The sequence below is a fragment of the Collinsella acetigenes genome (assembly GCF_012844445.1).
Classification (GTDB): domain Bacteria; phylum Actinomycetota; class Coriobacteriia; order Coriobacteriales; family Coriobacteriaceae; genus Collinsella; species Collinsella acetigenes.
Genome location: NZ_JABBCP010000003.1, coordinates 25,001 through 48,519 on the forward strand (window position 1 = coordinate 25,001; position 23,519 = coordinate 48,519).

Here is a 23,519-nt window from a genome sequence, read left to right on the forward strand (position 1 = left end):
TGACCGGCGCTACAGACGACGCGCGCCGGTTTGATTCGGGCAAAAACATACCACGCGCCCGACGGTTTGCAATACCCTGCGTACTGCATCTTCATACCGTTCGCCGAGTCAACGGCGGCTTACTGTTTGTGAAATCTCCATTGGGCGTAAGTTATATGACTCTTGAGCCTGGCATGTCGCTATGGGGCAAGGTCTTTTGGTGGCGTAATCCTGCGTTTAGCCCCGTTTGACCCTCTTGGCGCAAGACCTGCATCCAAAGAAATAAAAAATCTTATATGGAATGACTTAGATTTTGTATATTCAGGCCCATAAGGGGATACACTACTTCTCGAACAAAAAGCTCGCAGCGCGCTTTGGCATGGGTTGAGGTTGCGCAAAAGCAGAAAAAAAGAAGGGATTTCTCATGGGCAAGATTCTTGGTATCGACCTTGGTACTACTAACTCCGCCATGGCAGTTTTGGAGGGCGGCGCCCCCACCATCATCGTCAACGCCGAGGGCGACCGCACGACCCCGTCTGTGGTTGGTTTCCGTGCTGATGGCGACCGCGTTGTGGGCAAGGCTGCTAAAAACCAGGCTGTCACCAACCCCAAGAACACGGTGTTTTCCATCAAGCGTTTTATGGGCCGCAAGTACTCCGAGTGCACCTCTGAGCTCAAGACCGTTCCGTACGAGGTCAAGGAGGGGCAGGGCGGCCGTGCCGTTGTCAACATCGAGGGCGAGGATTACACCGCCGAGCAGATCTCTGCTATGACTCTCGCCAAGATGAAGGCCGACGCCGAGAAGTACCTTGGCGAGACCGTCACCGACGCCGTCATCACCGTTCCTGCGTACTTCAACGACGCTCAGCGTCAGGCCACCAAGGACGCCGGCAAGATCGCTGGCCTCAACGTCAAGCGTATCGTCAACGAGCCGACCGCTGCTGCCTTGGCTTATGGCCTTGACAAGCAGGGCTCCGACCAGCGCATCCTCGTCTTCGACCTGGGCGGTGGCACCTTTGACGTCTCCATCCTCGACCTTGCCGATGGCGTGTTCGAGGTTCTGTCCACCTCTGGCGATAACCACCTGGGCGGCGACGACTGGGATCAGCGCGTCATCGACTGGATGGCCGACAAGTTCCAGCAGGAGAACAGCATCGACCTGCGTCAGGACCCCATGGCCCTGCAGCGTCTGAAGGAGGCTGCCGAGAACGCCAAGAAGGAGCTCTCCGCTGCCCAGCAGACCACCATCAACCTGCCGTTCATCACCATGAACCAGTCCGGCCCGCTGCACCTCAACTACACGCTGACCCGCGCTGAGTTCGAGAAGATCACCCGCGACCTGCTCGAGCGCTGCAAGCAGCCTGTCACCAACGCTCTGCGCGACGCCAACCTCAAGCTCTCCGATCTGACCGAGGTCATCCTCGTCGGCGGCTCCACCCGTATGCCCGCTGTTCAGGACCTTGTTAAGACCATGACCGGCAAGCAGCCCAACATGTCCGTGAACCCGGACGAGGTCGTTGCCGACGGCGCTGCTGTTCAGGGCGGCGTTCTCACCGGCGACGTTGAGGGCATCCTGCTGCTCGACGTGACTCCGCTGTCGCTGGGCGTCGAGACCATGGGTGGCGTCATGACCAAGATGATCGACCGCAACACCACCATCCCGACCTCCAAGACCGAGATCTACTCCACCGCTGCCGATAACCAGACCAGCGTCGAGATCAACGTCCTGCAGGGCGAGCGCGAGCTTGCTCGCGATAACAAGTCGCTTGGTAAGTTCCAGCTCACCGGTATCCCCGCTGCCCGCCGCGGCGTGCCTCAGATCGAGGTCACCTTTGACATCGATGCCAACGGCATCGTGAAGGTCTCCGCTAAGGACAAGGGCACCGGCAAGGAGCAGCAGATCACCATTTCCGGCTCCACCGCGCTTTCTGACGACGAAGTCGATCGCATGGTCAAGGACGCCGAGGCTCATGCCGAGGAGGACAAGAAGCAGAAGGAAGAGGTCGAGGTTCGCAACCAGGCCGACTCTCTCGTGTACTCCACCGAGCAGACGCTCAACGAGCTGGGCGACAAGGTGAACGCAGACCTCAAGGGCAAGACCGAGGCCGCTATCGCCGATGCTAAGAAGGCCCTTGAGGGCTCCGACATCGAGGCCATCAAGTCCTCCAGCGAGGCACTGCAGTCTGTGGCCTACGAGCTGGCGCAGATCGTCTACGCCGACGCTCAGCAGGCAAGCGGTGCGGCCGATGGTGCCGCTGCTGCTGGCGATGACGATGTCGTTGACGCCGACTTTGAGGTTGTGGACGACGACAAGGACAACAACTAGTCATGTCCGCCGAACAAGCTCGAACAGAGGCGGATGCCGGCGCTGCTGCCGGCACTGCCGCCTCTGCTGACTCTGAGGAGAAGGACGTGAAGATTCCTGTAGAAGACGCCGTGGAGACCGCGGACGAGAAGGACGATGCGCCCCAGACCGCTGGTGCCACGGACTCGATTGATGCCGAGGAGGCGACGATGACCGAGGAAGAGATGGTCGAGGCCGCCATTCGTGCTGGCGAGCAGGCTGCGGACGACGATTTTAAGCTTAAGTTCGAGCAGGCTCAAAAGGAGCTTGCCGACGTACGCTCCGAGCTCGACGCTGCTGCCGAGGCGCAGAAAGCTGCCGAGGACAAGGCTCACGAGGCTGCCGAGCGCACGGCTCGTCTCCAGGCCGACTGGGAGAACTTCCGCCGTCGTACGGCAAACGAGCGCCTGGCGGAGCGCGAGCGCGCTACCGAGAAGCTCGTGTGCGCCTTGCTGCCTGTGGTCGACGATATCGAGCGCGCTATCGATCACGCCCGCACCCTGGATATGGCCGACGACTTCAGCCAGTTCGTAGACGGCGTGGACGCGGTCCATTCTAAGATGCTCGACGTGTTTGCCCATGAGGGCGTGGAGCCCATCGACCCCAAGGGCGAGGCATTCGATCCGCTTGAGCAGCAGGCCGTTGGACGCGTTGAGGATGCGTCTCAGTATGACGAGACGGTCAACGACGTGTACCAGAAGGGCTATCGCATGGCGGGCCACGTGCTGCGTTCCGCGATGGTGACCGTGACCTATGGCGGTGAGAAGCGACCGGCTCCAGAAGAAGCGCCGGAAGGCGAGCCGGCGGCCGATGAGGCAACGGGCTCGGAAGAGTAACACCTGAGGGCCTCGGGCATTCGCCTGGGGCCCTTTTAATCTGATGATCCTCGCTCTCGAAAGGAGGGCAAAACCATGGCTGGCAACAAGACGTTCTACGATGTTTTGGGCGTTTCGAAAAACGCCACCGATAAAGAGATCAAGTCTGCGTTTAGGAAGCTTGCGCAAAAGTACCATCCCGATGCGGGCGGTGACGAGGCAAAGTTCAAGGAGATTTCCGAGGCGTACGACACGCTTTCAAATGAAAAGAAGCGCAAAGAGTACGACCAGATGCTCGCCTTTGGAGGCATTCCCGGTGCCGGCGGTGCGCGTGGCTATAGCGGCCAGAATGTTCCCTGGGACGATATTTTGAGCAGCGTCATGCGCGGCGAAGGCGTGGGCGGCTCGGATTGGGCTCAAAATTTTGAGGGCTTTGGCGGCTTTGGGGGCTTCGGCGGTTTTGGCGGCCAGCCTCGCAGCAGGGCCTCGCGTGGAGGAGACCTTTCGGTAGATGTCGAGGTCTCGGCAGACGACGCGTTTCGCGGCGTGACCCAGAAGGTCAACTATCGCGTTCCCTCGACGGGCGAGCCACAGGCCATTACCATTTCCATTCCTGCTGGTGCGGTAGACGGCGGCAAGATGCGTTTTAAGGGTCGCGGCGAATACGGCACCGGTGGCGGCGGACGCGGTGATTTGGTGGTGACCGTTCGTGTGCAGGAGCATCCGCTGTTCAAGCGCAAGCGCGCCGACGTGACCATGACGGTGCCTGTCTCGTATACCGAGGCTGCACTTGGGTGTCAAATCGAGGTTCCTACTCCGGGTGGCTCCAAGGTCAAGTTGGACATCCCCGCAGGTACGCAGACGGGCAAGAAGTTCCGCTGCAAGGGCCTGGGAGCGCCGGACGTTTCGCACCGCGGCCGCACGGGTGCTTTGATCGTCGAGATCGAGGTTGTCGTGCCCGAGCATCTTACCGACGACGAGCGCAAGGTGTTCGAGAAGCTCCGCAAGGAGGACACGCGCGATTACCGCGCAGAGGTTAACAAGTACTTCGCAAAGTTCTAGCGACCCCAACTGTGTACCATGGTGGGGTAGTCGATTGAAAGCAGGCTGAGGGCCATGGCCGATGACAACAGGAATAAGCCGCTGTACATGATCAGCGTGGCGGCAGAGCTCACGGGCATGCACCCTCAGACGCTGCGTGTCTACGAGTCCAAGGGTTTGGTGAACCCGCAGCGTTCGGGTGGCAATACGCGCCTGTACTCGCGTGCCGACATCGAGCGTCTGGAGCTTATCAACCAGCTTACCGACGAGGGCATTAATTTGGCCGGCGTGGTACGCATCCTCGATATGAAAGAGCGTTCGGAGGAGCGTGAGCGCGAAAACGAGAAGCTTCGCTCCCGCGTGCGCCAGCTCGAGGAAGAATTGCACGAGTTCAAGATGCAAAAGAAGATCACCGCGCTGGTTCCGCGCGATGGCTCGGGCGATCCTCAGCAGGTTCTGCGTGGCCTGCTTGGCCAGTAGGAGCTGTTTATGCAGGTAATACAGGCTGTCTTTGGATGCATTGGCGTTATCTTCATGATTTTGGGCGCCTTGCTCATGATGCGTAAATCGCCTCGACTCAACGAGGCGTTCGATGCCGCAGCACAAGCGCGCGGCTGCGAGAGCGAGCATCAAGCGTGCTATGAGGTGGCGCTCTTTTGCTTGGAAGCGGCGTTTCTGTTTGTGCTCGTTTCCTTTGTGGCGTCGTATGTGGCAACCGTTCCCGCTGTTGTGGGGGCTATTGCCGTGCTTGTTGCCGGTCTGGCAGCGGGCGCTTTTGCTACAAGGCGACGCATCGACTGGAAGTAGTGGCTTTAGGCCCCGCTATCCGATCCATTTTGCACTGTGAGGCCCGTCGGAGCTAACGCTCCGACGGGCTTTTTTCGTAAGCAGGGTCGCTCCGTTTGGACGCCCTGTTCCGGGTGTTGACATGGGCTGTGCGGGCGTTAGCTGGTCAGCGATGCATCTGCACTTGAATAAACCTTGGGCAGGAGCGGGGTCTTTCTGGACTTCTGCTTCAAAAAATACGGTTATAGGTAGGTTGAAGCGAAAAATCTAAGTAGACAGGATTCGCTGAGTTGTTTTTCCTGCATAAATGGTGTCGAAAAGCCGAGATATTCGCGTATCTTGTCCAAACATACCTATAACTGTATTTTTTACAGGCGCGCTTTGCGCCAAATCACGTCTTGCGCTGTTCCTGCATCTCCCGACTCATAAAATCTTATATATAGAGACTTAGATTTATGTATAACTTGGGGCACATTCGGTAACAATACCTCTCGAACAACAGGACACCGCCCCGTAGGGCGGCCGCCCCGGCGCGAGCATCGCCCGCGCCGCGGGCAACACCTATAGAGAGGTGAGATATATGAGAATCGATAAGTTGGCAATGACTTCTCGCGAGGCTCTCCAGACGGCCATTGGCATCGCATCCGACGCTCAAGCGGGCGCGGTCGAGCCCGTGCACCTGCTTGCGGCGCTGCTGGGTGCTGGCGAGCGCAATATTTCCGTGATCATCGAGCGCATTGGCGCCGACGCCTCCTCGCTCGCGGCCGCCGCGCAGAAGGCAATCGACGGCGCTCCCAAGGTCTCGGGCGATGGCGCGCAGATCGGGCTTTCCAACGACATGGTCCGCGTGCTCAATCAGGCCGAGAAGAAGGCCTCTAAGATGGGCGACTCCTTTGTGGTGACCGAGCACCTGCTCATGGCGCTCGCCGAGGATAAGGGAGATGCGGGGCGCATCCTTAACAACGCGGGCGTCACGCGCGAACGCATCGAGCAGGTCTATGAGGAGCTGCGCGGCGATAACCGCGTTACCTCTGCTGAGGATAAGACTCAGTTCGAGGCACTGGAGCAGTACGGTCGCAACATCTGCGACCTTGCGCGCGCCGGCAAGCTCGACCCGGTGATTGGCCGTACCGACGAGATTCGCCGTACCATTCAGGTTCTTTCGCGTCGTACCAAGAACAACCCGGTACTGATTGGCGAGCCTGGCGTGGGCAAGACCGCTATCGTCGAGGGCATCGCCCAGCGCATTGTGGCCGGCGACGTGCCCAGCACGCTGCGCGACCGCGACCTTATCGAGTTGGACATGAGCGCGCTGGTGGCTGGCGCCAAGTACCGCGGCGAGTTTGAGGATCGCTTGAAGGCCGTACTCAAAGAGGTCGAGAAGTCGGACGGTAAGGTCATCCTGTTCATCGACGAGCTCCACACCATCGTGGGCGCGGGCGCTACCGAGGGCTCGATGGACGCCGGCAACATCTTAAAGCCGGCGCTTGCCCGCGGTGCCCTGCATGCAATCGGCGCCACTACGCTCGACGAGTATCGCAAGTACATCGAGAAGGATGCCGCTCTTGCGCGTCGTTTCCAAACGGTGCTGGTAAGCGAGCCCACCGTTGAGGACACCATCTCTATCTTGCGTGGCCTGAAGGAGAAGTACGAAATCTTCCATGGCGTACATATCACCGATAGCGCGCTGGTGGCCGCAGCCGATCTTTCCGACCGCTATATCGCCGACCGCTTCTTGCCCGACAAGGCCATCGACTTGGTAGACGAGGCTGCAAGCCGCCTGCGCATGGAGCTCGACTCCATGCCGGTCGAGATCGATGCCACAACGCGTCAGCTCACGCAGATGCAGATCGAGGAACAGGCGCTCATGAAGGAGACGGACGATGCTTCCAAGGAGCGCTTGGAAACGCTGCGTCAAGAGATTGCGGAGGTCCAAGAAAAGCTCAACGTGCAAAAGGCGGGCTGGCTCAACCAGAAAAACGCGATCGACCACGTGCAGGAGCTTAAAGGTAAGCTCGACGACGCCAAGAGCGAAGAGGAGCGCGCCACGCGCAACGGCGACCTTGCTCGCGCCTCGGAGCTGCGCTTTAGCGTGATTCCCGTTCTTACCCAGGAAATCCAGGCTGCCGAGGCGGCGCTTGAGGAGCAGAAGGGCAAGGACGGCGAGGGCCTTAACGAGCAGGTGACGTCCGACGAGATTGCCGAGGTCGTAAGCGCATGGACCGGCGTGCCCGTCTCCAAGATGATGCAGGGTGAGCTCGATAAGCTCAAGAATCTCGAGGGCGAGTTGCATAAGCGCGTTATCGGCCAAGACGAGGCTGTCTCGGCGGTTGCCGCTGCCGTGCGCCGTAGCCGCGCGGGCCTTTCCGACCCCAATAAGCCCATCGGCAGCTTCTTCTTCCTGGGTCCTACCGGCGTGGGCAAAACCGAGCTTGCCAAGGCGCTTGCCGAGTGCCTGTTCGATGACGAGCGCGCGCTCGTTCGCATTGACATGTCCGAATACATGGAGAAGTTCTCGGTCCAACGTCTAATCGGTGCTCCTCCGGGATATGTGGGTTACGACGAGGGCGGACAGCTTACCGAGGCCGTGCGCCGTCGTCCGTACAGCGTGATTTTGCTCGACGAGATGGAGAAAGCCCACCCAGATGTCTTCAACATCTTGCTGCAGGTGCTCGATGATGGTCGCTTGACCGATGGTCAGGGCCGCCAGGTGTCCTTCAAGAACACGATCATCATCATGACCTCCAACGTTGGCTCTAGCGCGATTGCCGAGCTTTCGGGCAAGGACGAGGCCGAGATGCGCCGTCAGGTTGACGCTGCGATGGCCAAGACCTTCCGCCCCGAGTTCCTCAACCGTATCGATGACATTGTGGTGTTCCATCCCCTTGGCATGGAACAGATCCAAAAGATCGTCGACATTCAGCTCAAAGATGTGCGCGCCCGCCTGGCAAAGGAGCGCATGGAGCTCGAGATCACACCTGCTGCCAAGCAGATGCTCGCCGTGGGCGGTTTGGACCCTGTGTTTGGTGCTCGTCCGCTCAAGCGTCTGGTGCAGCGCGAGGTCGTGGATGCTATCGCCGCGGCGATTATCGACGGTCGCGCTCACGAGGGCGACAAGATTTCACTCGATGTGGACTCCGACGGTAAGTTTGAGGTCGCAGGTGTGGAGCCCAAGGTTGCAGATGACGAGGTCCTCGATGCTCCGTTTGAGGCACCTCAGGAGTAACGCAGCTCGCGTTTAGTGCGAGGGACATCGGTTGATGCGACCTACGAGGCCTAGCCTTTGGCCCGCTGAGATGCCATGGCGCGCGATTATGCAGAGCGGCTCGCTCTTCCATTGGGAGGGCGAGCCGCTTTTTGCGTATAAGGTCGATGCGTGCATTACGTAGCGTTGACATGCATTTTCTATCGTAAAGATACGAGGATGCGCTCCGTGTGGTGCACTGTGAGTGCGTACATATCCGAGCTCGGTTGCGCCGCGCTATGCGTAGATGACCTCCAGATTGGGCGCGAGCTCTACCAGGCGGCGGCGCGTGTCCATGTCCACGCCCGTATCGGTAATGAGGCAGTTGATGTCGCCGAGGTCTGCAGCGTGCACCATGCCCATGACGCCGATTTTGGAAGAATCCATCAAGATGACGCGACGTTCCGCAGAATCGAGCGCGGTGCGCACCATGCATGCCTGCTCAAGCCGGTGGGCGTTGAAGCCCTTGGCAAACGAGAACGTGTTGGTGCCCAAAAATGCGGTGGGTACAAAGTAATCACCGAGTTGACGGATGGTCTCGGGACCCTGCGTATAGTGGTAGCCGGAGCGCATCGAGCCACCCAGCAAGATGACCTCGCTGTCTATGAGCAGCTCCTCGGCCATGAGTGCATGCGAAAGGTCACACGTGATGATTGTGAGGTTCCTGCGTCCCTTGAGCGCGCGCAGCATGGAGCCCGTCGTGGTGCCGGATTGCAGGTAGAACGTGTCGCCGTCGTGCACCATCTTTGCCGCGGCCGCACCGATGCGCTGCTTTTCCTCCTGAGCGGTGACGGAGGCATCTTCGAACGAAAGCTCCCTCGAATTGGGGTTGGGCAAGATCGCGCCGCCGTGCGTACGACGCAGTAGCCCACGACCCTCGAGCGCACGCATATCTTTGCGGATGGTCGCCTCCGATACGCCAAAGCGATCGCTAAGCTCGGCGATGCGCACCATGTTATGCGTATTGAGGAGGGAAAGGATCTCTTCCTGGCGCTCTTCCAGGTAATAGGGGCGTGACTCGTCCATGGCGTACTCCAAAGCAAACCGGAGGGGTTCATTTTTTGACATACTCTTCGAACAAACTATATAGCCAAAAATCGAAATCAAATGGCTGAAAACGAAATCTAATGAAACGTTCACGGCAAATTAGATACCGTTCAAGCCGTCTGAGCCCATTTTTAAAACGAATCAAAATCAATCGAAATATAATGAAACTCGTCAAACGTTCCGTTTGAATTCGTTTATACGTTTTACCCTGTTTGCCATACGAGAGAGGGGAACAGATGCTTGTTAGCTTGAGAGACATCTGCAACATTGCGGAGCAGAACAATATGGCGGTCGCTGCGGTGAACTCGGCGAGTCTCGAGGCTGTTCGTGCAGCGGTTGATGTTGCGGAGGAGACGGGCTATCCCATCATCATCCAACACGCCGAGGTGCATGAGTCGCTGGTACCCATCAACGTGGTCGCGCCGCTGGTCACCTCCCTGGCCGAGCGCTCGAGTGCTCATATCTGCCTGAACTTGGACCACTGTGAGCACCTGTCCTACGCCCGCCGTGCCCTGGAGCTGGGCTTTACGGGCGTCATGTTCGACGGCTCCGCGCTCTCCTATGAGCGTAACGTCGATCTCTCGCAGTATGCAGCCCAGATGTGCGCGGATTACGGTGCGGGCCTTGAGTGCGAGCTGGGGTCCATGGGTTCTCGTGAGGGCGGCGACCCCGATGCCGGTTCCACGGCGGAGGAAGCGGGCGCCGTCTACACCGACCCCGATCAGGCGCAGGACTTCATCGCCTCCACAGGCCTGGACATCCTGGCCTGCTCCTTTGGCACGGTGCATGGCCTGTACAAAGGCGAGCCGCACCTCAACTTCGACGTGCTGCGTGAGATTCGCAAGCGCGTGAACGTGCCGCTTGTCATGCACGGCGGTTCCGGCGTATCCGATGAGGACTACAAGAAGGCTATCGACGCAGGCATTCGCAAGATCAACTACTACACCTACGGCGTCAAGTACGCGGGCGACGCGGTGCGTGCCATGATCGGCGAAAAGACCGCCGAGAACGCCGATGCCCCGGTGTACTGGCACGACATGACCTCTACGGCATACGAGAGCCTGCACAACACGTTCGAGCACGTTGTGCGCGTATTCGCAAACGGCGCCGAGCCGCTGGCATAGGGGGCAGGCATGAAGAAAATCCTCGTCGCCTCTCACGGCCGCCTGGCGAGCGGCGTCAAGAGCGTGGCTGCGGTGCTGCTGCACGACGATTCCGCCATCACCGCGGTGGACTGCTATGTGGACGAGAGCGACCCCAACGAGAAGATCGCTGCGTTCATCGAGAGCGTGCAGCCCGAAGACGATGCCCTGATCATCACGGACCTTTTGGGCGGCAGCGTTTGCAACATGGTTACGGCCATGCAACCGGAGCAGCGCGGCATCGTTCACGTGACGGGCTTTAACATCGCATTTATTTTGGAATGCCTGCTTACCACCGAGCGCTTTACACCGGAGTACATCGATGGCGCGGTGGCGCAGGCCTCGGGTTGCATGCAGCGCGTTGCCCTACCGGCTGAGGAAGCGCTGGATACGGACGACGACTTCTTTGCATAACAAGACGGAATTTCTCGCAAGAGATGGAAAGGAAAGGGGATCGGAATGATTGTTCAGCTACGTGTAGACGACCGCTTAGTGCACGGGCAGGTCACACTCATGTGGGGAAAGGAGCTGAACACCAAGGGCATCCTGGTGGCGAATGATGCTGCGGCCGAGAACGAGACGCAGGCGGCCACGCTCAAGATGGCGTGCCCGAACGGCCAGAAGCTCCTGATTCGCACGGTGGAGGACGCCATCAAGGTGGCTAACGACCCACGTGCCGGCGAGATGCGCATCTTTGCCCTCACGGGCAACGTGGCCGATGCGCTCAAGCTCGTCAAGGGCGCGCCGGGCAGGATCGGCAGCGTGAACGTGGCCAACGTGGGACGCTTCGACCGCTCTGACGATGCCGCCAAGGTGCTGCTCACCACAGGCGTGACGCTCAACCCGGATGAGGTCGCTGCCGCGCGTGAGCTTGTTAAGCAGGACCTGCCCGTCTTCCATCAGGTTGGCGTGACGGACGGCAAGGTCAAGGTTTCGGACCTGTTGGCAAAGCTCTAGGAGAGGAGAAGTAATGCTGACAACAGCCCTTATGGCGTATCTCACCGCCTTTTTCTGCTACTTCGTCCAATGGACGTTCGGCCAACCGATGATCGATCAGCCACTGGGCGTGGGTCTTGTGGCGGGTATCGTCTTTGGCGACGTGACTATGGGCATCATCATCGGCGCCGCGCTGCAGGCGATCTTCATCGGCAGCGTCAATGTTGGCGGCGCCACCTCTGCAGACACGGTGGCTGGCACGGTGCTTGCCGTGTGCTTTGTGGTTGTCTCCGGTATGGAGCAGGGCGTAGCCATTCCGCTCGCTGTGGCCGCGGCCATCTTCGCGAACATCATCTACTCGCTCGTCCTCAACGTGCTCATGTCCTTCTGGGCGCCCGTCGTTGATTGGGCGGCCAACTCCGGTGAGAGCAAGAAGGTCATTGTCTGCCACTTTGGCGGCGCCATCGTCATGAACGCGCTGTTCGCCATTCCCGTCTTTCTGGCCGTGTGGGTGGGCGCCGAGCCGGCCTCTCAGCTCATGGACATGGTTCCGCAAGCTGTGATTAACGGCTTCAACGCGGCCTCCGGCCTGCTTCCCGCCGTTGGCATGGCCCTGCTGCTCCGCATGCTATGGGACAACAAGATCGCCATCTACTTCCTGCTTGGTTTTGTGCTGTTCGAGTATATCAACATGCCCATGATCGCCATCGCTGCGGTGGGCGCCGTGATCTTGGTTGTCACCTGCCTGCGCGACCTGGAGAATCTCGACCTGCGTAATCAGATCAAGAAACTGCGCGAGACCGGCGTGTCCGCAGGCGCCCAGTCCGCTGCCGAGCTCGAAGAGGAGGATTTCTTCGCATGAGTGCTACCGATACCACAAGCGAGAAGATCAGCATCTCCACCAAGGATCTCTCGCCCGAAGACCGCAAGATGCTCCACGGCATCTTCCTCCACTCGTTCAACGTCTTTGCTCACTACTGCGGCGGCGCCCGCGGCGCTGCCTCGGGCTTTATGTGGTCCATTCTGCCGGCCATCGAGCGCTTCTACCCCGATAAGGAACGGCGTCGCGACGCCCTGGTGCGCCATTCCACGTGGTACAACATCACGTCTAACGTGGGTACCTTCTGCATGGGCATCGTGGCATCCATGGAGCGCGAGAACGCAGCCAGCCCGGATTTCGACACGCATTCCATCGACTCTGTCAAGGCGTCCCTCATGGGCCCCATGTCCGGTATCGGCGACGCCATCTTCTGGGGTGTCCTGCGCGTAATCGCCGTCTCCGTGGGCATGGCGCTCTGCGCTCAGAACGGCTCCATTCTGGGCCCGATTGTCTTCTTGCTCATCTATAACATCCCCTCGTGGATCACACGCTGGGTGCTTACGGTTCTGGGTTACCGCGTTGGCTCGAGCTTTATCACCAGGATCAACGAGAGCGGTCTGATGGGCATCGTGACCAAGCTTGCGAGCACGCTCGGTCTGCTGATGATCGGCGCCATGGCGGCCTCGTTCGTTAAGTTCAACTGCGCGATCTCCATTCCCATGCCCGAGGGTGACCCGGTCATGATCCAGACCTACCTGGACACCATCTTCATCGGCCTGATTCCGCTGCTGTATACCCTGGGCTGCTTCAAGCTGCTCAAGAAAAACGTCAACGTCAACTGGATCATCATCGGCACGATGGTTATCGGCTTGGTGCTCGGTCTCACGGGCATCTGCTAGAACGTAGGCGGCCAGCGTCCCTGTGCCCGCTACGAACGCGCTTTCTTCCTTATAGCCCCGCGCTGCCGCGTTTTTGCGGCGGCGCGGGGCTTGCCGTTTGACCGATGATGGGCGGCGGTGCGTCTGCTGTCGTATGCGGCAACAAGGGGGGCGCGGACAAGGTTCAGTGATTCTGATTCATCTCACGCACGAGGTTCATCGGTCCGTGCGACCTTGCCTGATTTTGAGCCAGATCTGTCCCCAGGTGATGGGGCCGGACTTTTTTATGAGATGGATGCTAGGATGGTGCTGGATGCGGGTGAGGTACGAGTGAGGTACGAGTGGGGAGCGCACATGGCAAGCGATAAAGACATTAAGAAGACGGCGTCTGAAACCAAGGTGACGCTCAAGCCAAAAGACCCGTTCATTCGTGCGGAGAACGAGGACGATGACGGCTACGATCCGTATTCGGATCGACGTCCCGAGCGCGAGCCACTGTTCGAGCGCGACCCTTGGGATTAACGCCGGGACGTCTGTTTTACTGAGGCTCTGAGGCTTCGTTGATATGAAAAAGGCGCCGCTGCGAGGGTCTCCACACAGCGGCGCCTTTATGCTTGAAAGGACGACCGGACCTTTATGCGTCGCGCTTTTGGCACATCAGCAGGTGATCTGCGACCATAACGGTTTCGCCTTTCTGGTTAATGATTTCGAGATGCTCAGTCACGATGCCCTTATCGGCATGCTTCTTATGGTCTTTCTTATCGCTGATGGTAACCACCGTGTGGATGGTATCGCCGATATAGACCGGTTTGACAAAGCGCAGATGGTCATAGCCATAGGAGAAAGCAACGGGGTTGATAAACGAAGCGGTGAGGCCAACTCCCACGCTGAAAGTTAACGTGCCGTGGGCGATGCGCTGACCGAAGTCGTGCTTCTCGCACCAATCGGCGTCTACGTGGTGCGGAAAGAAGTCGCCCGTTTGGCCGGCGTGAATCACGATGTCGGCCTCGGTGATGGTCTTGCCGCCCGTGGTGCGGGTGTCTCCCAGCTGATAGTCCTCAAAATAGTACGCCTGCTCGTCCATGATCGACTCCTTTTCCTAAGCAATGTACTTATCGGTATCTTGTCCTACGGTTGGTGCCGCGGGTCCACCTTGGGGACGCTGCCCGTCGATGATGATGGGGCAGCATGTGGTATGAATCTCGGTGCCGTTGCTTCGCTTGACTGTCTGAATCATATGAAGACTGTCAAAGGCATCGGTTGCCATGAGCTTTTTCCATGTGTAGACGTCTGAGCACCAGATGTCTGCCGGCTCCAGCAAGGAAAGCCAGTGCTCCGTGGTGTTGCCGCAAAGATACTCGGCAAGCACGCTCTTGATTTCGTCACGCTTGATGTGCCAATCCTGCGGATCTGTGTATCCTTGCAGTGCGTCGCATCCGATGAGCTCTCCGAGGCGTGGGATGGGAACCATAGCGATGGCGATAAACCCGTCTTCGGTTTCGTAGATGCCGTAGGGCGCATCGATGAAGGCACTCGCGTTATTGATTTTGCTGCGCACCGGTGGCTTTTGCCCGTCGTTTAAATAGGTAGTAAAGACCTCAAACTGGGCATCGAGTAGGGATTTCATGAGGTTTACCTCAACATGAGCTCCAATGCCTTCTCGCTTGTTGCGCAGAATGGCGGCCAGGATTCCCTGTACCAAGTGCTGTCCGGCAAAGAGGTCGCCTACCGAAAGGCCCATGGGCGTGGGCGCTTGGTCTGCGTTGCCATTAAGCCAGCAGATGCCGGAAAGGGCTTGAGCAAGAAGGTCCTGTCCGGGTTTCTTGACCCAAGGTCCTGTGGTGCCGTAGCCGGTGACTTCACCGTAGACGATAGACGGGTTAATCTTTGCCACCGACTCGTAATCAACGCCAAGGCGTGCGGCGACGCCGGGGCGATAATTGACCACCATGACGTCGGCTTCGAGAATCAGCCTTTCGAGCTGCGGCTTTGTGGCAGGGTCTTTAAGATCGAGTGCAACGCTCTCTTTGTTACGGTTGATGGCGTGAAACAACGAGCTGTCGCCATCGATCTTGCAGTTTGAGATATACATCGTGCGACAAATATCGCCAATGCCCGGACGCTCAATTTTGATGACTTTGGCTCCCAGGTCTGCAAGGCGCAACGTCGCGGACGGTGCAGAGAGGAACTGGCTTAAATCCAAGACGGTAATTCCCTTGAGCGGTTTCATGGTTACGCCTCCTTCGTGTCGTTGAGATGAAATTCGTCAATGATCGCCTCTGTGTCCTCGCCCAGGCGTGGTGCGGGCTTTGAAGCGCCAAAGTCCTCTCCCGCAAAACTGATGGGGCAACGAGTGGTGAGTACCTGCTGCCCCGCAACGCGGCTAACATCTTGAATGAAATCAAGCGCTTTAAAGGCGTCGGATGCAACGAGCTTTTCCCAGGTATAGACATCGGAGCACCAGAAATCGTGCTTTTCTAACTTGCTTAGCCAGTTGGCGGTTGTGTCCGTTTCAAGCGCTGCCTGGATGTCACGCTTGATGGCGTCTCTATTGGTGAACCATTCGGATTCATCGGTATGGGATGCAACCTGATCGGAGCCGATAATCTGTCCCAATTCGACAACCGAGCCCATGGCCAGGGCGATATAACCATCAGATGTTTCGTAGATTCCGTACGGGGCTGCCAAGTAGGCGTGCGCGTTGTTGAATTCACTGCGCTCGGGGGCCTTGTTTCCATCGTTGAGATACGTGGTGATAACTTCAAATTGAAGATCGAGTACGGAAGCGAGCAAGCTTACCTCGACATGTCCACCTTCGTTCGTGATTTCGCGGCGAACGAGACAGGCGAGGATGCCTTCCGCAGCGTGGACGCCCGTATAGGAATCTGCCAGAGAAAGCGCGAACGGCATGGGCGGTTGGTCTGCGTTGCCATTGAGCCAAGCCAGGCCGGAGAGCGACTGTACCAGCAGGTCTTGTCCTGGCTTTGCCGCCCAGGGGCTGGCGGCCCCGTAGCCGCTTATGCTTGCGTATACAAGGCGAGGATTCAGAGCATGGACTTCGTTGTATCCAAGACCAAGCTTATCCATGACGCCAGGGCGAAAACTTTCGATGAGAACGTCTGCTTGGGCAATGAGCTTTTTTGCCATAGTAAGGCCTTCAGGGCTTTTGGTGTTGAGCTCGATGCTTTGCTTATTGCGGTTGATGGTATGGAAATTGAGGCCGTCACCGTCAGATGTGCAGCCTTCCAGAATCAGGCGACGCGAGCCGTCTCCCGAGCCAGGGCGTTCGACCTTGATGATGCGGGCCCCCAGGTCAGCCAAGCGCAGTGCTGCTGATGGACCTGCGAGATACTGGCAAAAATCCAGCACCAAGATTCCCTCGAGCGGTTTCATAATCGATCCTCCTTCCGTCTATTGCTCACGAGAGCTGACATAGAGTTCATTGAGTTTTTTTAGCGTTGCTGCTACATCACCACCCGATCGCACGTAATCTCGGATGATCACGCCGGCATTGTCCTGGAAGGTGAGATAGCCGCTGTAGCGCGGGCGCAAATAGGCATGGTTGAGCGACTCGAGCGTATCCTTATAGAAGTTGAGCGTTGTGCGATTGCACTCTTCGTCAAGCCATGCGGCGCGATGCCCCGGTTGACCCCCACAGTCGCAATACAGGGTGCGTTGGATTTCGGGGGAGAGTGCGTACTGGGCAAACGCTATGGCTTCGTCGATATGCTTGCACTGAGAAGAGATGGCAAGGCCGGTCCCTCCCAGTACGCCCTGCAGCATGTGACTGTGGTAGTTGATGATATTGCCGGCTTTAAGCACGTGCTGGGCATAGCCACGACGCGAGTAGTTGACATATCCGTATACAAAGGGGCAATACGTTGCCGTGTCGCTGGTCGCCAGGGCTTCATGAAGATCGATAGTGTTGTAGGAGAAGATTTCGCTTGGGCAGCACATGGCAAGACGGCGCATGTCTTCCAAAACGGCTTGGCCATGGGCTGCATCTACAACGTGTTCGGGGTCGCTTTCGTCAAAAAGGGCACCGCCGGAAGTTGCGCACATGGCGTAGAAATCCATGAGTAGATACGTTGGCGTTGCGGCATAGATTACCGCGCCGGTTTTAGCGAGTTCGATGACGTCTTCAAAGTCGTGGGGTACCTGGGAGGCGTCCATCTTGTCGGGACGATAGATAGAAACGGGGCTGGCGGCGTCGATGGCGAGCGCAGCCTGGAATCCGTTGAAGTTATAGCTGGCATGAGATTTGCCAACTGAATTTTCTGCTTGATCCGCCAAGAATTCGGCAGGCAGGTAGCTATTAAGTGGCAGCAAGACATTGTGCTTTGCGGCAAACCCTGCCCAGGGGTGATCGATGACTAAGAAGTCATAGTCTTGTGCAAGCATCTGAATGGGCTTGCTTTCGAACTCGGAGAGAGAACGCTTCTCCCACACGATGTCGATTCCTGGGTTGAGCTCGGAAAAACGCTGGGCAACGCCGACGATCGAAGTGAATCCTCGACTGTGGTTCCAAGTGATTCCTTTTAGCGTCGTGCTCATATGATACTGATCCCTTCTTGAGCGGCTCTCTGTCTGTGACAGTGTAATTGGTAGTACCAGACGCTGTCTAGTACGTATGAAATAGCGAATACACATGAACCGTGGTAGTACCAAAATTACGCCTAAACGGTTTTTTATACCGTTTATCGCTAAATTAGCCGAGTTTTTCAATCGTTATTGCCAAATCGAAGAGCCTTGAATAAGAATTGGTGCTACCAGAGAGCGCGGCAACCGCGGGCCAGTCTCTCGCATCACACTCGAGAAAAGGAGATCAAGGTGGCAGCAGCATTTGGAGTCCTATTGCTCGCGACCCTGTTCCAGGGAAGTTTCGGTATCTGTTTTAAAAAGTATCAACCGTTCTCGTGGGAGGCCTTCTGGGCGCTCTTTTCTATCATCGGCGTTTTGCTTATGCCGCATATTTGGGCATTCATCGGAATTGGCGGCAACTATTTTACCTATCTGCAGCAGACCCCGTTGCCTATGCTCATCGGTGGTGCCCTCGCCGGTTTCTTTTGGGGCATCAGCTCGATCTGGTACAGCCGCGCTATTGACTACATCGGCGTTTCGCTGGTGACGGGTATCAACCTTGGTCTTTCGAACCTGTTGGGCAGCTTGGTTCCCATGGCACTTTTGGGAACGTGGCCTTCTGCTGGCGTGTTGGGCCTGATTCTTGTTGGCCAGGCCGTTTTGATGGTCGGCGTCATCATTCTTTCCAAGGCTGGCTTTATGAAACGTGCCGATCAGGGAGAAGAGGATTCTTCTGATTCTCAAGGCGGAAAGAAATCCCTGTTCATGGTCGGCTTTATCATGGCCCTCGCATCGGGCGCCGGCTCTGCCGCCATCAACATTGGCGCGACCGCTTCTGGCACCCCGGTGGGAATCGCCGTGGCGGATGGCGTTAGCCCCATGTACGCATCGCTGCTTCAGTGGACTGTTGTTTTCGCTGGCGGATTTGTCGCCAACTTCTTCTATGCGCTGTATAAGCTGATTAAGAACCATACGTTCTCCGACTACACCAAGCCTGGCTGCGGCAAGGCGTATGGCAAGGTCCTGCTCACCTCGTTCGTTTGGTTTGCCGCTCTTGGCGTGTACGGTTTCGCTACTTCCATGCTCGGCGATCTTGGTCCCGCCGTCGGCTGGGTCATGTTTAACGGCCTCGCACTGATTGTGGCTAATGCCTGGGGCTTTAAGGATGGCGAGTGGACCGGATTTGCAAAGGCGCGCAACGTTGCGCTTGCGGGCAACGCCGTTATCATCGTCGCCCTGGTCATCCTCGGTATCACCAACGTGATGTAGAAGAGAGCCCCCCGATTACGTTCCATCCAAAACAGCCAACAACACCCTATTAATTCGAGCCATAAGGAGTTAAATCATGGCCGTCGATAACGTCTCTTCGATTGATGAACTTACGTATTGCCCCGAGATGCCGGAGACCCCGCGCAACATCGTGAGCATCGGTACCGGTGGTATCGTCCAGGGATCTCACTATCCTGCCTACAAGCTGGCCGGTTTCCCCGTCAAGGCTTGCTATGATCTGAACCACGAGACTGCCCAGAAAGTTGCTGAGGAGTGGGGAATCCCTCATGTTGCCGAGACCGTCGAGGAGCTCGTCGAGTTTGGCAAGCAGTATGACGCCGTGTTCGATATCGCCGTTCCTGCGAATGCCATTCCGGAGATTTTGGTTCAGCTTCCTGACAATGCGGGTGTTTTGATTCAGAAGCCCATGGGCGAGAGCATCGAGCAGGCTCGCGAGATCCTTCGCATCTGCCATGAGAAGAATCTCACTGCGGGCATCAACTTCCAGCTGCGTCAGGCTCCCTATATGATTGCCGTGCGCGACCTTATCAACCGCGGTGTGATTGGCGAGGTAGTCGATATCGACCATCGTCTGGTTGGCGAGCAGCCCTGGAACCTCTGGCCGTTCCTGTTCCCCAAGGATCGCGTGGAGATCAATTACCACTCCATCCATTACATCGACAACATTCGCTCCCTGGTAGGCGATCCCAAGTCGGTTTACTGCAAGACCATGCAGCATCCCAAGATGCGCGATCTTGCCCAGACCCGCACCGCTATCATTATGGATTACGGTGATGACCTGCGCGTTAACCTGCACATCAACTTCAATCACAACTATGCGAAGAAGTACCAGGAGTCGATTCTCAAGATCGAGGGTCTCGAGGGTGCCATCCGTGTCAAGCTTGGCTTGATGTACGACTACCCTGAGGGTGAGCCCGATCGCGTTGAGTACATCACGTTCGACGAGGGCGAATGGAAAGAGCTCCCCGTTCGCGGCAGCTGGTTTAACGAAGCCTTTATCGGCACTATGGGCGGCCTGATGAAGAAGCTTGACGATCCCAGCTATGAGTACATGAACTCGGTCGAGGACGCATTCCATACTATGTGCGTTGTCGAGGCGTGCTACAAGTCGAGCGCCGAGGGCGGCACCCCGGTCGACTACAGCGAGTAGGCAAAGCGGATTGATTTTTAGGGAGACATGCTGACCATGATGAACGTTATCGATACTCACGTGCATGTTTGGGATTTGGATCACTATCGTCTGCCGTGGCTTGATGGAGAAGGTCCGGTTTTGAAGCGCACGTGGGCGCCGAGTGACTACGTGGCCAATCAGGCGTCCGACCATGGATATCACGTTGAGCAGGCCGTGTATATCGAGGTCGACATGGCTCCCGAAGAGCGCCCTCGTGAAAACGAACTTGCGTGCCAGATGGTTTCTGATCCAGATTGCATCTACGGCGGTGCTTGCATCTCGGGAGATATGACGACTCCTGGGTTCGATTCCTATATCACTGAATGGGGCGCAAAGCCGCAAATCAAGGGCGTGCGTCAGGTTCTGCACGTGCCAAGCGCAAAGCCCGGTACGTGCCTTGAGCCTCAGTTTTTGGCGAACGTGCGCCGCCTGGGCGAACTGGGCCTGGTTTTTGAAGGGTGTTTGCGCTGTCCTGAGCTGGGAGACCTGGTGACGGTTGCCAAAGAGTGCCCCGAGACCACCATCGTTTTGAACCATATGGGCATCGTCGACGCCGACATCATGGGGGAGGCCAATCCTTCTGAGGAGGAGCGTGCTTACCAGGACGCATGGAAGCGCAATATGGCACTGCTTGGGCGTCTGGATAACGTGGTCTGTAAGGTTTCTGGTTTGAATCCCATGAAGCTGTGGACGACCGAGAGCCTGGCGCGATCCGTTGACGTTGCTCTTGACGCGTTCGATGCCGACAAGGTTGTTTTTGCCAGTAACTATCCGGTCTTGAACATAGCGATGACATTCGATGAGTGGATGTGCGCCATGCTCAAAATAACCGAGGGACTCGATGCTGCCGATCGCGAAGCGCTTTTTGCCGAGAACGCGCGCCGTGTATACGGCCTTAAGTAAAGACACGTGCGCCAAATCTGACGCACACAAATGAATGGAGATTCATTATGGGTAAGGTTATTCGCTTTGGATCTGTTTCTCGTACCGACGGCGAGGAGGGCTACAAGAAGTACGCCAACTATCATGCTGCGCCGTTTGAGGGCGTCAACGAGATGATTAAGGCCTGCAACCTGCAAAACTACTCGATTTACTACTACGATGGCTTGCTGTTCTCGTATTACGAGTACACAGGCGACGATTACGAGGCTGATATGGCCAAGATGGCTGCGGATCCTACGACGCAGGAGTGGTGGGCAGCAGTTGTTCCCTGCATGAAGCCATTTACGGAAGATGGTCCTTGGGTTGATATGAAGGAAGTCTATCACCTGGACTAATGCAGGTAAGATACACGGAGTGGGAGGCGCCGGGTTGGTGCCTCCCTTGTTTTGAAAGAGGAAGAGATGGAAGGCTTGTATGTTGCGTCGATGGTCCCCTTCGACGAGAGCGGAAAGATCAACGACGACGTTATTCGCCAGATGGTCGAGACGAATCTTGAGGAAGGAGCGGCGGGATTCTTTGTTGCGGGCTCTTCTGGCGAGTGCTTTTTGTTGACCCCCGAAGAGCATCTGCATCTGTTTGAGGTTTTTGCAGAATATAAAGACCGTTGCACGCTTTTTGCGCATGTGGGCTCATGCGGTACCGATGAGAGCGTGTGCTACGCTAAAGCGGCTTCTGAGATGGGCTATGAACGCATTGCCGCAACGCCGCCCATTTATTTTGGCTATTCCTCAGCGGCAGTGGCGAGCTACTATGACGACCTTGCTTCTGCGGTTGGCCACGGCATCTACTACTACAACATTCCCATGAACACTAAAAGGACGCTTAACCTTTACGATGCCGATACGCGTGCGATGTTCGCATCGGGTTCCATCGCTGGCATTAAACACACCAATCTCGATCTCTATGAGATGGAGCGCCTACGTGCCATCAATCCAGACCTTAAGTGTTTTGGTGGCTTCGAAAACGAGATGGTTTCGTTTTTGGCTATGGGCTGCGACGGGTTTATTGGATCGACCTTCAACTTCATGCTGCCTCATTACCTCAAGGTATACAACGCGTTTAACGAGGGGCGTATCGACGAGGCGCGCGAGCTTCAGATCAAGGCCAACAACATCATGGAAGCTATCATGGGGGAGGGTCCCTTTCCCTCGATTAAGCATATTTTGGCCGAACGCGGCGTGAACGTGGGCGCGATGCGTAAGCCGTTTTTGCCCCTGAGCGATGCTGCTGCTGCTCATGTTGATGCGGTCGTTGCGAGCAATCTGGTGAAGTAGCTTTTCTATTTCAAGAGAGCATCCAAAAGAAAATGGACCGAGCCTTCCCGCGAAGGCTCGGTCCATTTGTTTCGCGGGGAAAGAGGGCGGGTTACTCTTCCAGAAGTTGGGAAATGGAGTTGGCATAGAAGGCATCGATATTGGAAGCTAGACGCGAGCGGTCTTCCTGTGCAAATGCTTTCAAGATTTTAACGCGCCAAAGAATCGAGCTTTCACGCGAAGCAGAAGCCGAAAGAATTTTAATTGCGGATTCGCGACGTAGGACAATCATGGTCTGCATGAGTTTGTGGAAGATTCCGTTACCACAGTTCACGCCCACATAGGTGTCAATCTCGTCCAAAAGATCGGAGAGGTCTTCCGAGGACACCTCGGCCGTGTCGAGCGAAAGAAGCTGTTCGGCATAATCTTGAAGCACGTCGATGATTTCATCGGTGCGCTTGTCAAAACACGCAAGGTAGACGGTTCCCTCAATGAGTTTGCGTGCATCGTAGAGGTTCTCATAATCGGAAATCTCGCGGTGATAGCTCCAAAGAATTGTTTCGGCGGGAATCTGGGCGCTTTGATCGGAGACAAAAGAGCCTCCCCCAGGCCGGATGTCAATCAAACCGATAAGAGAGAGTGCGCGCAAGGCTTCGCGAATGCGGCTGCGTGTCACGCCAAACATCTCGGCAAGCGAGCGCTCGTCAGGCAGACGCTCTCCGGGCTTAAGCTCGCCGGACGTGATCTTGTCGGCAAGCTGCTTCATTATCTGCTCGGTGAGCGTTTCTTTCTTAACGGGTTCGACTTTCACATTGGTTCCTTTGACGTTACTGCTTGGTTGTTGCCAATAACGATGTAATCGTAGCATTTACGGGCTTTGTGCAGCCGCAAGAGCGTGAAACGGGTGCCGGAGAATCGGCACCCGCTGAGAGAAAGGCTTGTAGGGTTGGCCTTGCGTCCAAACTGGTTTTTGGGCGCGTTTCTATGAAGGCGCGGCCCTACGCGTCCGGGCAGATCTTCTTGAAGAGCTCGATGACGTCGTCGAGCGTGGCCTCGCGGGGGTTGCCCGGGAAGCAGGCGTCGGCCATGGCGTCCTTGGCGAGCACCTCGATCTCGTCGGCCCTCATGGCCTCGCAGACGTGCGGGATGTTCACGTCGGCGGAGAGCTGCTTGACGGCGGCGATGGCGGCGTCGGCGGCCTCGTCGGCGCTCATGCCCGCGGTGTCGACGCCCATGGCGACGGCGACCTC

23 protein-coding genes and 1 pseudogene are annotated in these 23,519 nt (G+C 57.2%); 17 read left to right on the forward strand and 7 right to left on the reverse strand.

What is annotated here, in order from left to right; genetic code table 11:
* Positions 1-403 precede the first annotated feature (403 nt).
* From dnaK to clpB, 6 genes are all read left to right on the forward strand, one after another.
* Positions 404-2,305: a molecular chaperone DnaK gene (dnaK, locus tag HF320_RS05785; RefSeq protein WP_169277478.1), complete on the forward strand. Its 1,902-nt coding sequence runs from the start codon at positions 404-406 to the stop codon at positions 2,303-2,305.
* Between the two features lie 2 nt (positions 2,306-2,307).
* Positions 2,308-3,159, forward strand: coding sequence for a nucleotide exchange factor GrpE (locus HF320_RS05790; protein WP_169277479.1), 852 nt, complete (start codon positions 2,308-2,310; stop codon positions 3,157-3,159).
* Between the two features lie 75 nt (positions 3,160-3,234).
* Positions 3,235-4,200, forward strand: a complete 966-nt coding sequence (locus HF320_RS05795; protein ID WP_169277480.1) for a DnaJ C-terminal domain-containing protein — start codon at positions 3,235-3,237, stop codon at positions 4,198-4,200.
* Between the two features lie 54 nt (positions 4,201-4,254).
* Positions 4,255-4,659: a heat shock protein transcriptional repressor HspR gene (locus HF320_RS05800; protein WP_022387557.1), complete on the forward strand. Its 405-nt coding sequence runs from the start codon at positions 4,255-4,257 to the stop codon at positions 4,657-4,659.
* 9 nt (positions 4,660-4,668) lie between these two features.
* Positions 4,669-4,986, forward strand: a complete 318-nt coding sequence (locus HF320_RS05805; protein WP_169277481.1) for a hypothetical protein — start codon at positions 4,669-4,671, stop codon at positions 4,984-4,986.
* Positions 4,987-5,545: 559 nt separating this feature from the next.
* The gene (clpB, locus tag HF320_RS05810) at positions 5,546-8,191 is read left to right on the forward strand and encodes an ATP-dependent chaperone ClpB (RefSeq protein WP_169277482.1); all 2,646 of its coding nucleotides are present in this window, start codon (positions 5,546-5,548) and stop codon (positions 8,189-8,191) included.
* Between the two features lie 255 nt (positions 8,192-8,446).
* On the opposite strand, the gene HF320_RS05815 is transcribed toward clpB, so the two are convergent.
* Positions 8,447-9,235 (reverse strand): DeoR/GlpR family DNA-binding transcription regulator, encoded by a 789-nt coding sequence (locus HF320_RS05815; protein WP_169277483.1) that lies wholly within the window; start codon positions 9,233-9,235, stop codon positions 8,447-8,449.
* Positions 9,236-9,492: 257 nt separating this feature from the next.
* Here HF320_RS05815 and HF320_RS05820 point away from each other — a divergent pair, with 257 nt between their 5' ends.
* From HF320_RS05820 to HF320_RS05845, 6 genes are all read left to right on the forward strand, one after another.
* The gene (locus HF320_RS05820) at positions 9,493-10,380 is read left to right on the forward strand and encodes a class II fructose-bisphosphate aldolase (protein ID WP_169277484.1); all 888 of its coding nucleotides are present in this window, start codon (positions 9,493-9,495) and stop codon (positions 10,378-10,380) included.
* Between the two features lie 9 nt (positions 10,381-10,389).
* A complete protein-coding gene (locus HF320_RS05825; RefSeq protein ID WP_169277485.1) occupies positions 10,390-10,812 on the forward strand; it encodes a PTS sugar transporter subunit IIA in 423 nt (140 codons plus the stop codon).
* 45 nt (positions 10,813-10,857) lie between these two features.
* On the forward strand, positions 10,858-11,355 hold the full coding sequence (locus HF320_RS05830) for a PTS sugar transporter subunit IIB (protein WP_169277486.1): 498 nt from the start codon (positions 10,858-10,860) through the stop codon (positions 11,353-11,355).
* A 13-nt stretch (positions 11,356-11,368) separates the two neighbouring features.
* Entirely contained in the window at positions 11,369-12,196 is an 828-nt protein-coding gene (locus HF320_RS05835) for a PTS mannose/fructose/sorbose/N-acetylgalactosamine transporter subunit IIC (RefSeq protein WP_169277487.1), read from the forward strand.
* On the forward strand, positions 12,193-13,053 hold the full coding sequence (locus HF320_RS05840) for a PTS system mannose/fructose/sorbose family transporter subunit IID (RefSeq protein WP_211158988.1): 861 nt from the start codon (positions 12,193-12,195) through the stop codon (positions 13,051-13,053). The genes HF320_RS05835 and HF320_RS05840 overlap by 4 nt, the downstream gene beginning before the upstream one ends.
* 333 nt (positions 13,054-13,386) lie before the next feature.
* A complete protein-coding gene (locus tag HF320_RS05845; RefSeq protein ID WP_169277488.1) occupies positions 13,387-13,554 on the forward strand; it encodes a hypothetical protein in 168 nt (55 codons plus the stop codon).
* A gap of 112 nt (positions 13,555-13,666) precedes the next feature.
* On the opposite strand, the gene HF320_RS05850 is transcribed toward HF320_RS05845, so the two are convergent.
* From HF320_RS05850 to HF320_RS05865, 4 genes are read right to left on the reverse strand one after another with little or no spacing between them, the layout of a single operon-like run.
* Positions 13,667-14,116 carry a MaoC family dehydratase gene (locus HF320_RS05850; RefSeq protein ID WP_169277489.1) on the reverse strand — a complete coding sequence of 150 codons (450 nt, stop codon included), beginning with the start codon at positions 14,114-14,116 and terminating at the stop codon, positions 13,667-13,669.
* 15 nt (positions 14,117-14,131) lie between these two features.
* Entirely contained in the window at positions 14,132-15,262 is a 1,131-nt protein-coding gene (locus HF320_RS05855; protein ID WP_169277490.1) for a CaiB/BaiF CoA transferase family protein, read from the reverse strand.
* A gap of 2 nt (positions 15,263-15,264) precedes the next feature.
* On the reverse strand, positions 15,265-16,425 hold the full coding sequence (locus HF320_RS05860) for a CaiB/BaiF CoA transferase family protein (RefSeq protein WP_169277491.1): 1,161 nt from the start codon (positions 16,423-16,425) through the stop codon (positions 15,265-15,267).
* A gap of 18 nt (positions 16,426-16,443) precedes the next feature.
* Positions 16,444-17,586, reverse strand: coding sequence for an extracellular solute-binding protein (locus HF320_RS05865; RefSeq protein WP_169277492.1), 1,143 nt, complete (start codon positions 17,584-17,586; stop codon positions 16,444-16,446).
* Between the two features lie 276 nt (positions 17,587-17,862).
* Here HF320_RS05865 and HF320_RS05870 point away from each other — a divergent pair, with 276 nt between their 5' ends.
* From HF320_RS05870 to HF320_RS05890, 5 genes are all read left to right on the forward strand, one after another.
* Positions 17,863-18,882, forward strand: coding sequence for an L-rhamnose/proton symporter RhaT (locus HF320_RS05870; RefSeq protein ID WP_169277493.1), 1,020 nt, complete (start codon positions 17,863-17,865; stop codon positions 18,880-18,882).
* Positions 18,883-18,958: 76 nt separating this feature from the next.
* Positions 18,959-20,053 carry a Gfo/Idh/MocA family protein gene (locus tag HF320_RS05875; protein WP_169277494.1) on the forward strand — a complete coding sequence of 365 codons (1,095 nt, stop codon included), beginning with the start codon at positions 18,959-18,961 and terminating at the stop codon, positions 20,051-20,053.
* A gap of 36 nt (positions 20,054-20,089) precedes the next feature.
* Positions 20,090-20,977, forward strand: coding sequence for an amidohydrolase family protein (locus HF320_RS05880; protein ID WP_211158989.1), 888 nt, complete (start codon positions 20,090-20,092; stop codon positions 20,975-20,977).
* A 47-nt stretch (positions 20,978-21,024) separates the two neighbouring features.
* Positions 21,025-21,351, forward strand: coding sequence for an L-rhamnose mutarotase (locus HF320_RS05885; RefSeq protein WP_169277495.1), 327 nt, complete (start codon positions 21,025-21,027; stop codon positions 21,349-21,351).
* A gap of 66 nt (positions 21,352-21,417) precedes the next feature.
* Positions 21,418-22,290 carry a dihydrodipicolinate synthase family protein gene (locus tag HF320_RS05890; RefSeq protein WP_169277496.1) on the forward strand — a complete coding sequence of 291 codons (873 nt, stop codon included), beginning with the start codon at positions 21,418-21,420 and terminating at the stop codon, positions 22,288-22,290.
* Positions 22,291-22,381: 91 nt separating this feature from the next.
* Here the strand turns inward: HF320_RS05890 and HF320_RS05895 are convergent, their stop codons facing one another.
* Both HF320_RS05895 and HF320_RS05900 read right to left on the reverse strand, forming a co-directional pair.
* Positions 22,382-23,080 (reverse strand): GntR family transcriptional regulator, encoded by a 699-nt coding sequence (locus tag HF320_RS05895; RefSeq protein ID WP_169277497.1) that lies wholly within the window; start codon positions 23,078-23,080, stop codon positions 22,382-22,384.
* 187 nt (positions 23,081-23,267) lie between these two features.
* Positions 23,268-23,519, reverse strand: a pseudogene (locus HF320_RS05900) (lactaldehyde reductase); the annotation flags it as partial.

Coding starts and splice junctions, on each gene's coding strand:
- HF320_RS05880 (WP_211158989.1), top strand. CDS start 20,090: ATGATGAACGTTATCGATACTCACGTGCATGTTTGGGATTTGGATCAC.
- HF320_RS05820 (WP_169277484.1), top strand. CDS start 9,493: ATGCTTGTTAGCTTGAGAGACATCTGCAACATTGCGGAGCAGAACAAT.
- dnaK (WP_169277478.1), top strand. CDS start 404: ATGGGCAAGATTCTTGGTATCGACCTTGGTACTACTAACTCCGCCATG.
- HF320_RS05850 (WP_169277489.1), bottom strand. CDS start 14,116: ATGGACGAGCAGGCGTACTATTTTGAGGACTATCAGCTGGGAGACACC.
- HF320_RS05875 (WP_169277494.1), top strand. CDS start 18,959: ATGGCCGTCGATAACGTCTCTTCGATTGATGAACTTACGTATTGCCCC.
- HF320_RS05795 (WP_169277480.1), top strand. CDS start 3,235: ATGGCTGGCAACAAGACGTTCTACGATGTTTTGGGCGTTTCGAAAAAC.
- HF320_RS05890 (WP_169277496.1), top strand. CDS start 21,418: ATGGAAGGCTTGTATGTTGCGTCGATGGTCCCCTTCGACGAGAGCGGA.
- HF320_RS05840 (WP_211158988.1), top strand. CDS start 12,193: ATGAGTGCTACCGATACCACAAGCGAGAAGATCAGCATCTCCACCAAG.
- HF320_RS05855 (WP_169277490.1), bottom strand. CDS start 15,262: ATGAAACCGCTCAAGGGAATTACCGTCTTGGATTTAAGCCAGTTCCTC.
- clpB (WP_169277482.1), top strand. CDS start 5,546: ATGAGAATCGATAAGTTGGCAATGACTTCTCGCGAGGCTCTCCAGACG.
- HF320_RS05835 (WP_169277487.1), top strand. CDS start 11,369: ATGCTGACAACAGCCCTTATGGCGTATCTCACCGCCTTTTTCTGCTAC.
- HF320_RS05845 (WP_169277488.1), top strand. CDS start 13,387: ATGGCAAGCGATAAAGACATTAAGAAGACGGCGTCTGAAACCAAGGTG.
- HF320_RS05815 (WP_169277483.1), bottom strand. CDS start 9,235: ATGGACGAGTCACGCCCCTATTACCTGGAAGAGCGCCAGGAAGAGATC.
- HF320_RS05865 (WP_169277492.1), bottom strand. CDS start 17,586: ATGAGCACGACGCTAAAAGGAATCACTTGGAACCACAGTCGAGGATTC.
- HF320_RS05885 (WP_169277495.1), top strand. CDS start 21,025: ATGGGTAAGGTTATTCGCTTTGGATCTGTTTCTCGTACCGACGGCGAG.
- HF320_RS05790 (WP_169277479.1), top strand. CDS start 2,308: ATGTCCGCCGAACAAGCTCGAACAGAGGCGGATGCCGGCGCTGCTGCC.
- HF320_RS05830 (WP_169277486.1), top strand. CDS start 10,858: ATGATTGTTCAGCTACGTGTAGACGACCGCTTAGTGCACGGGCAGGTC.
- HF320_RS05805 (WP_169277481.1), top strand. CDS start 4,669: ATGCAGGTAATACAGGCTGTCTTTGGATGCATTGGCGTTATCTTCATG.
- HF320_RS05825 (WP_169277485.1), top strand. CDS start 10,390: ATGAAGAAAATCCTCGTCGCCTCTCACGGCCGCCTGGCGAGCGGCGTC.
- HF320_RS05800 (WP_022387557.1), top strand. CDS start 4,255: ATGGCCGATGACAACAGGAATAAGCCGCTGTACATGATCAGCGTGGCG.
- HF320_RS05860 (WP_169277491.1), bottom strand. CDS start 16,425: ATGAAACCGCTCGAGGGAATCTTGGTGCTGGATTTTTGCCAGTATCTC.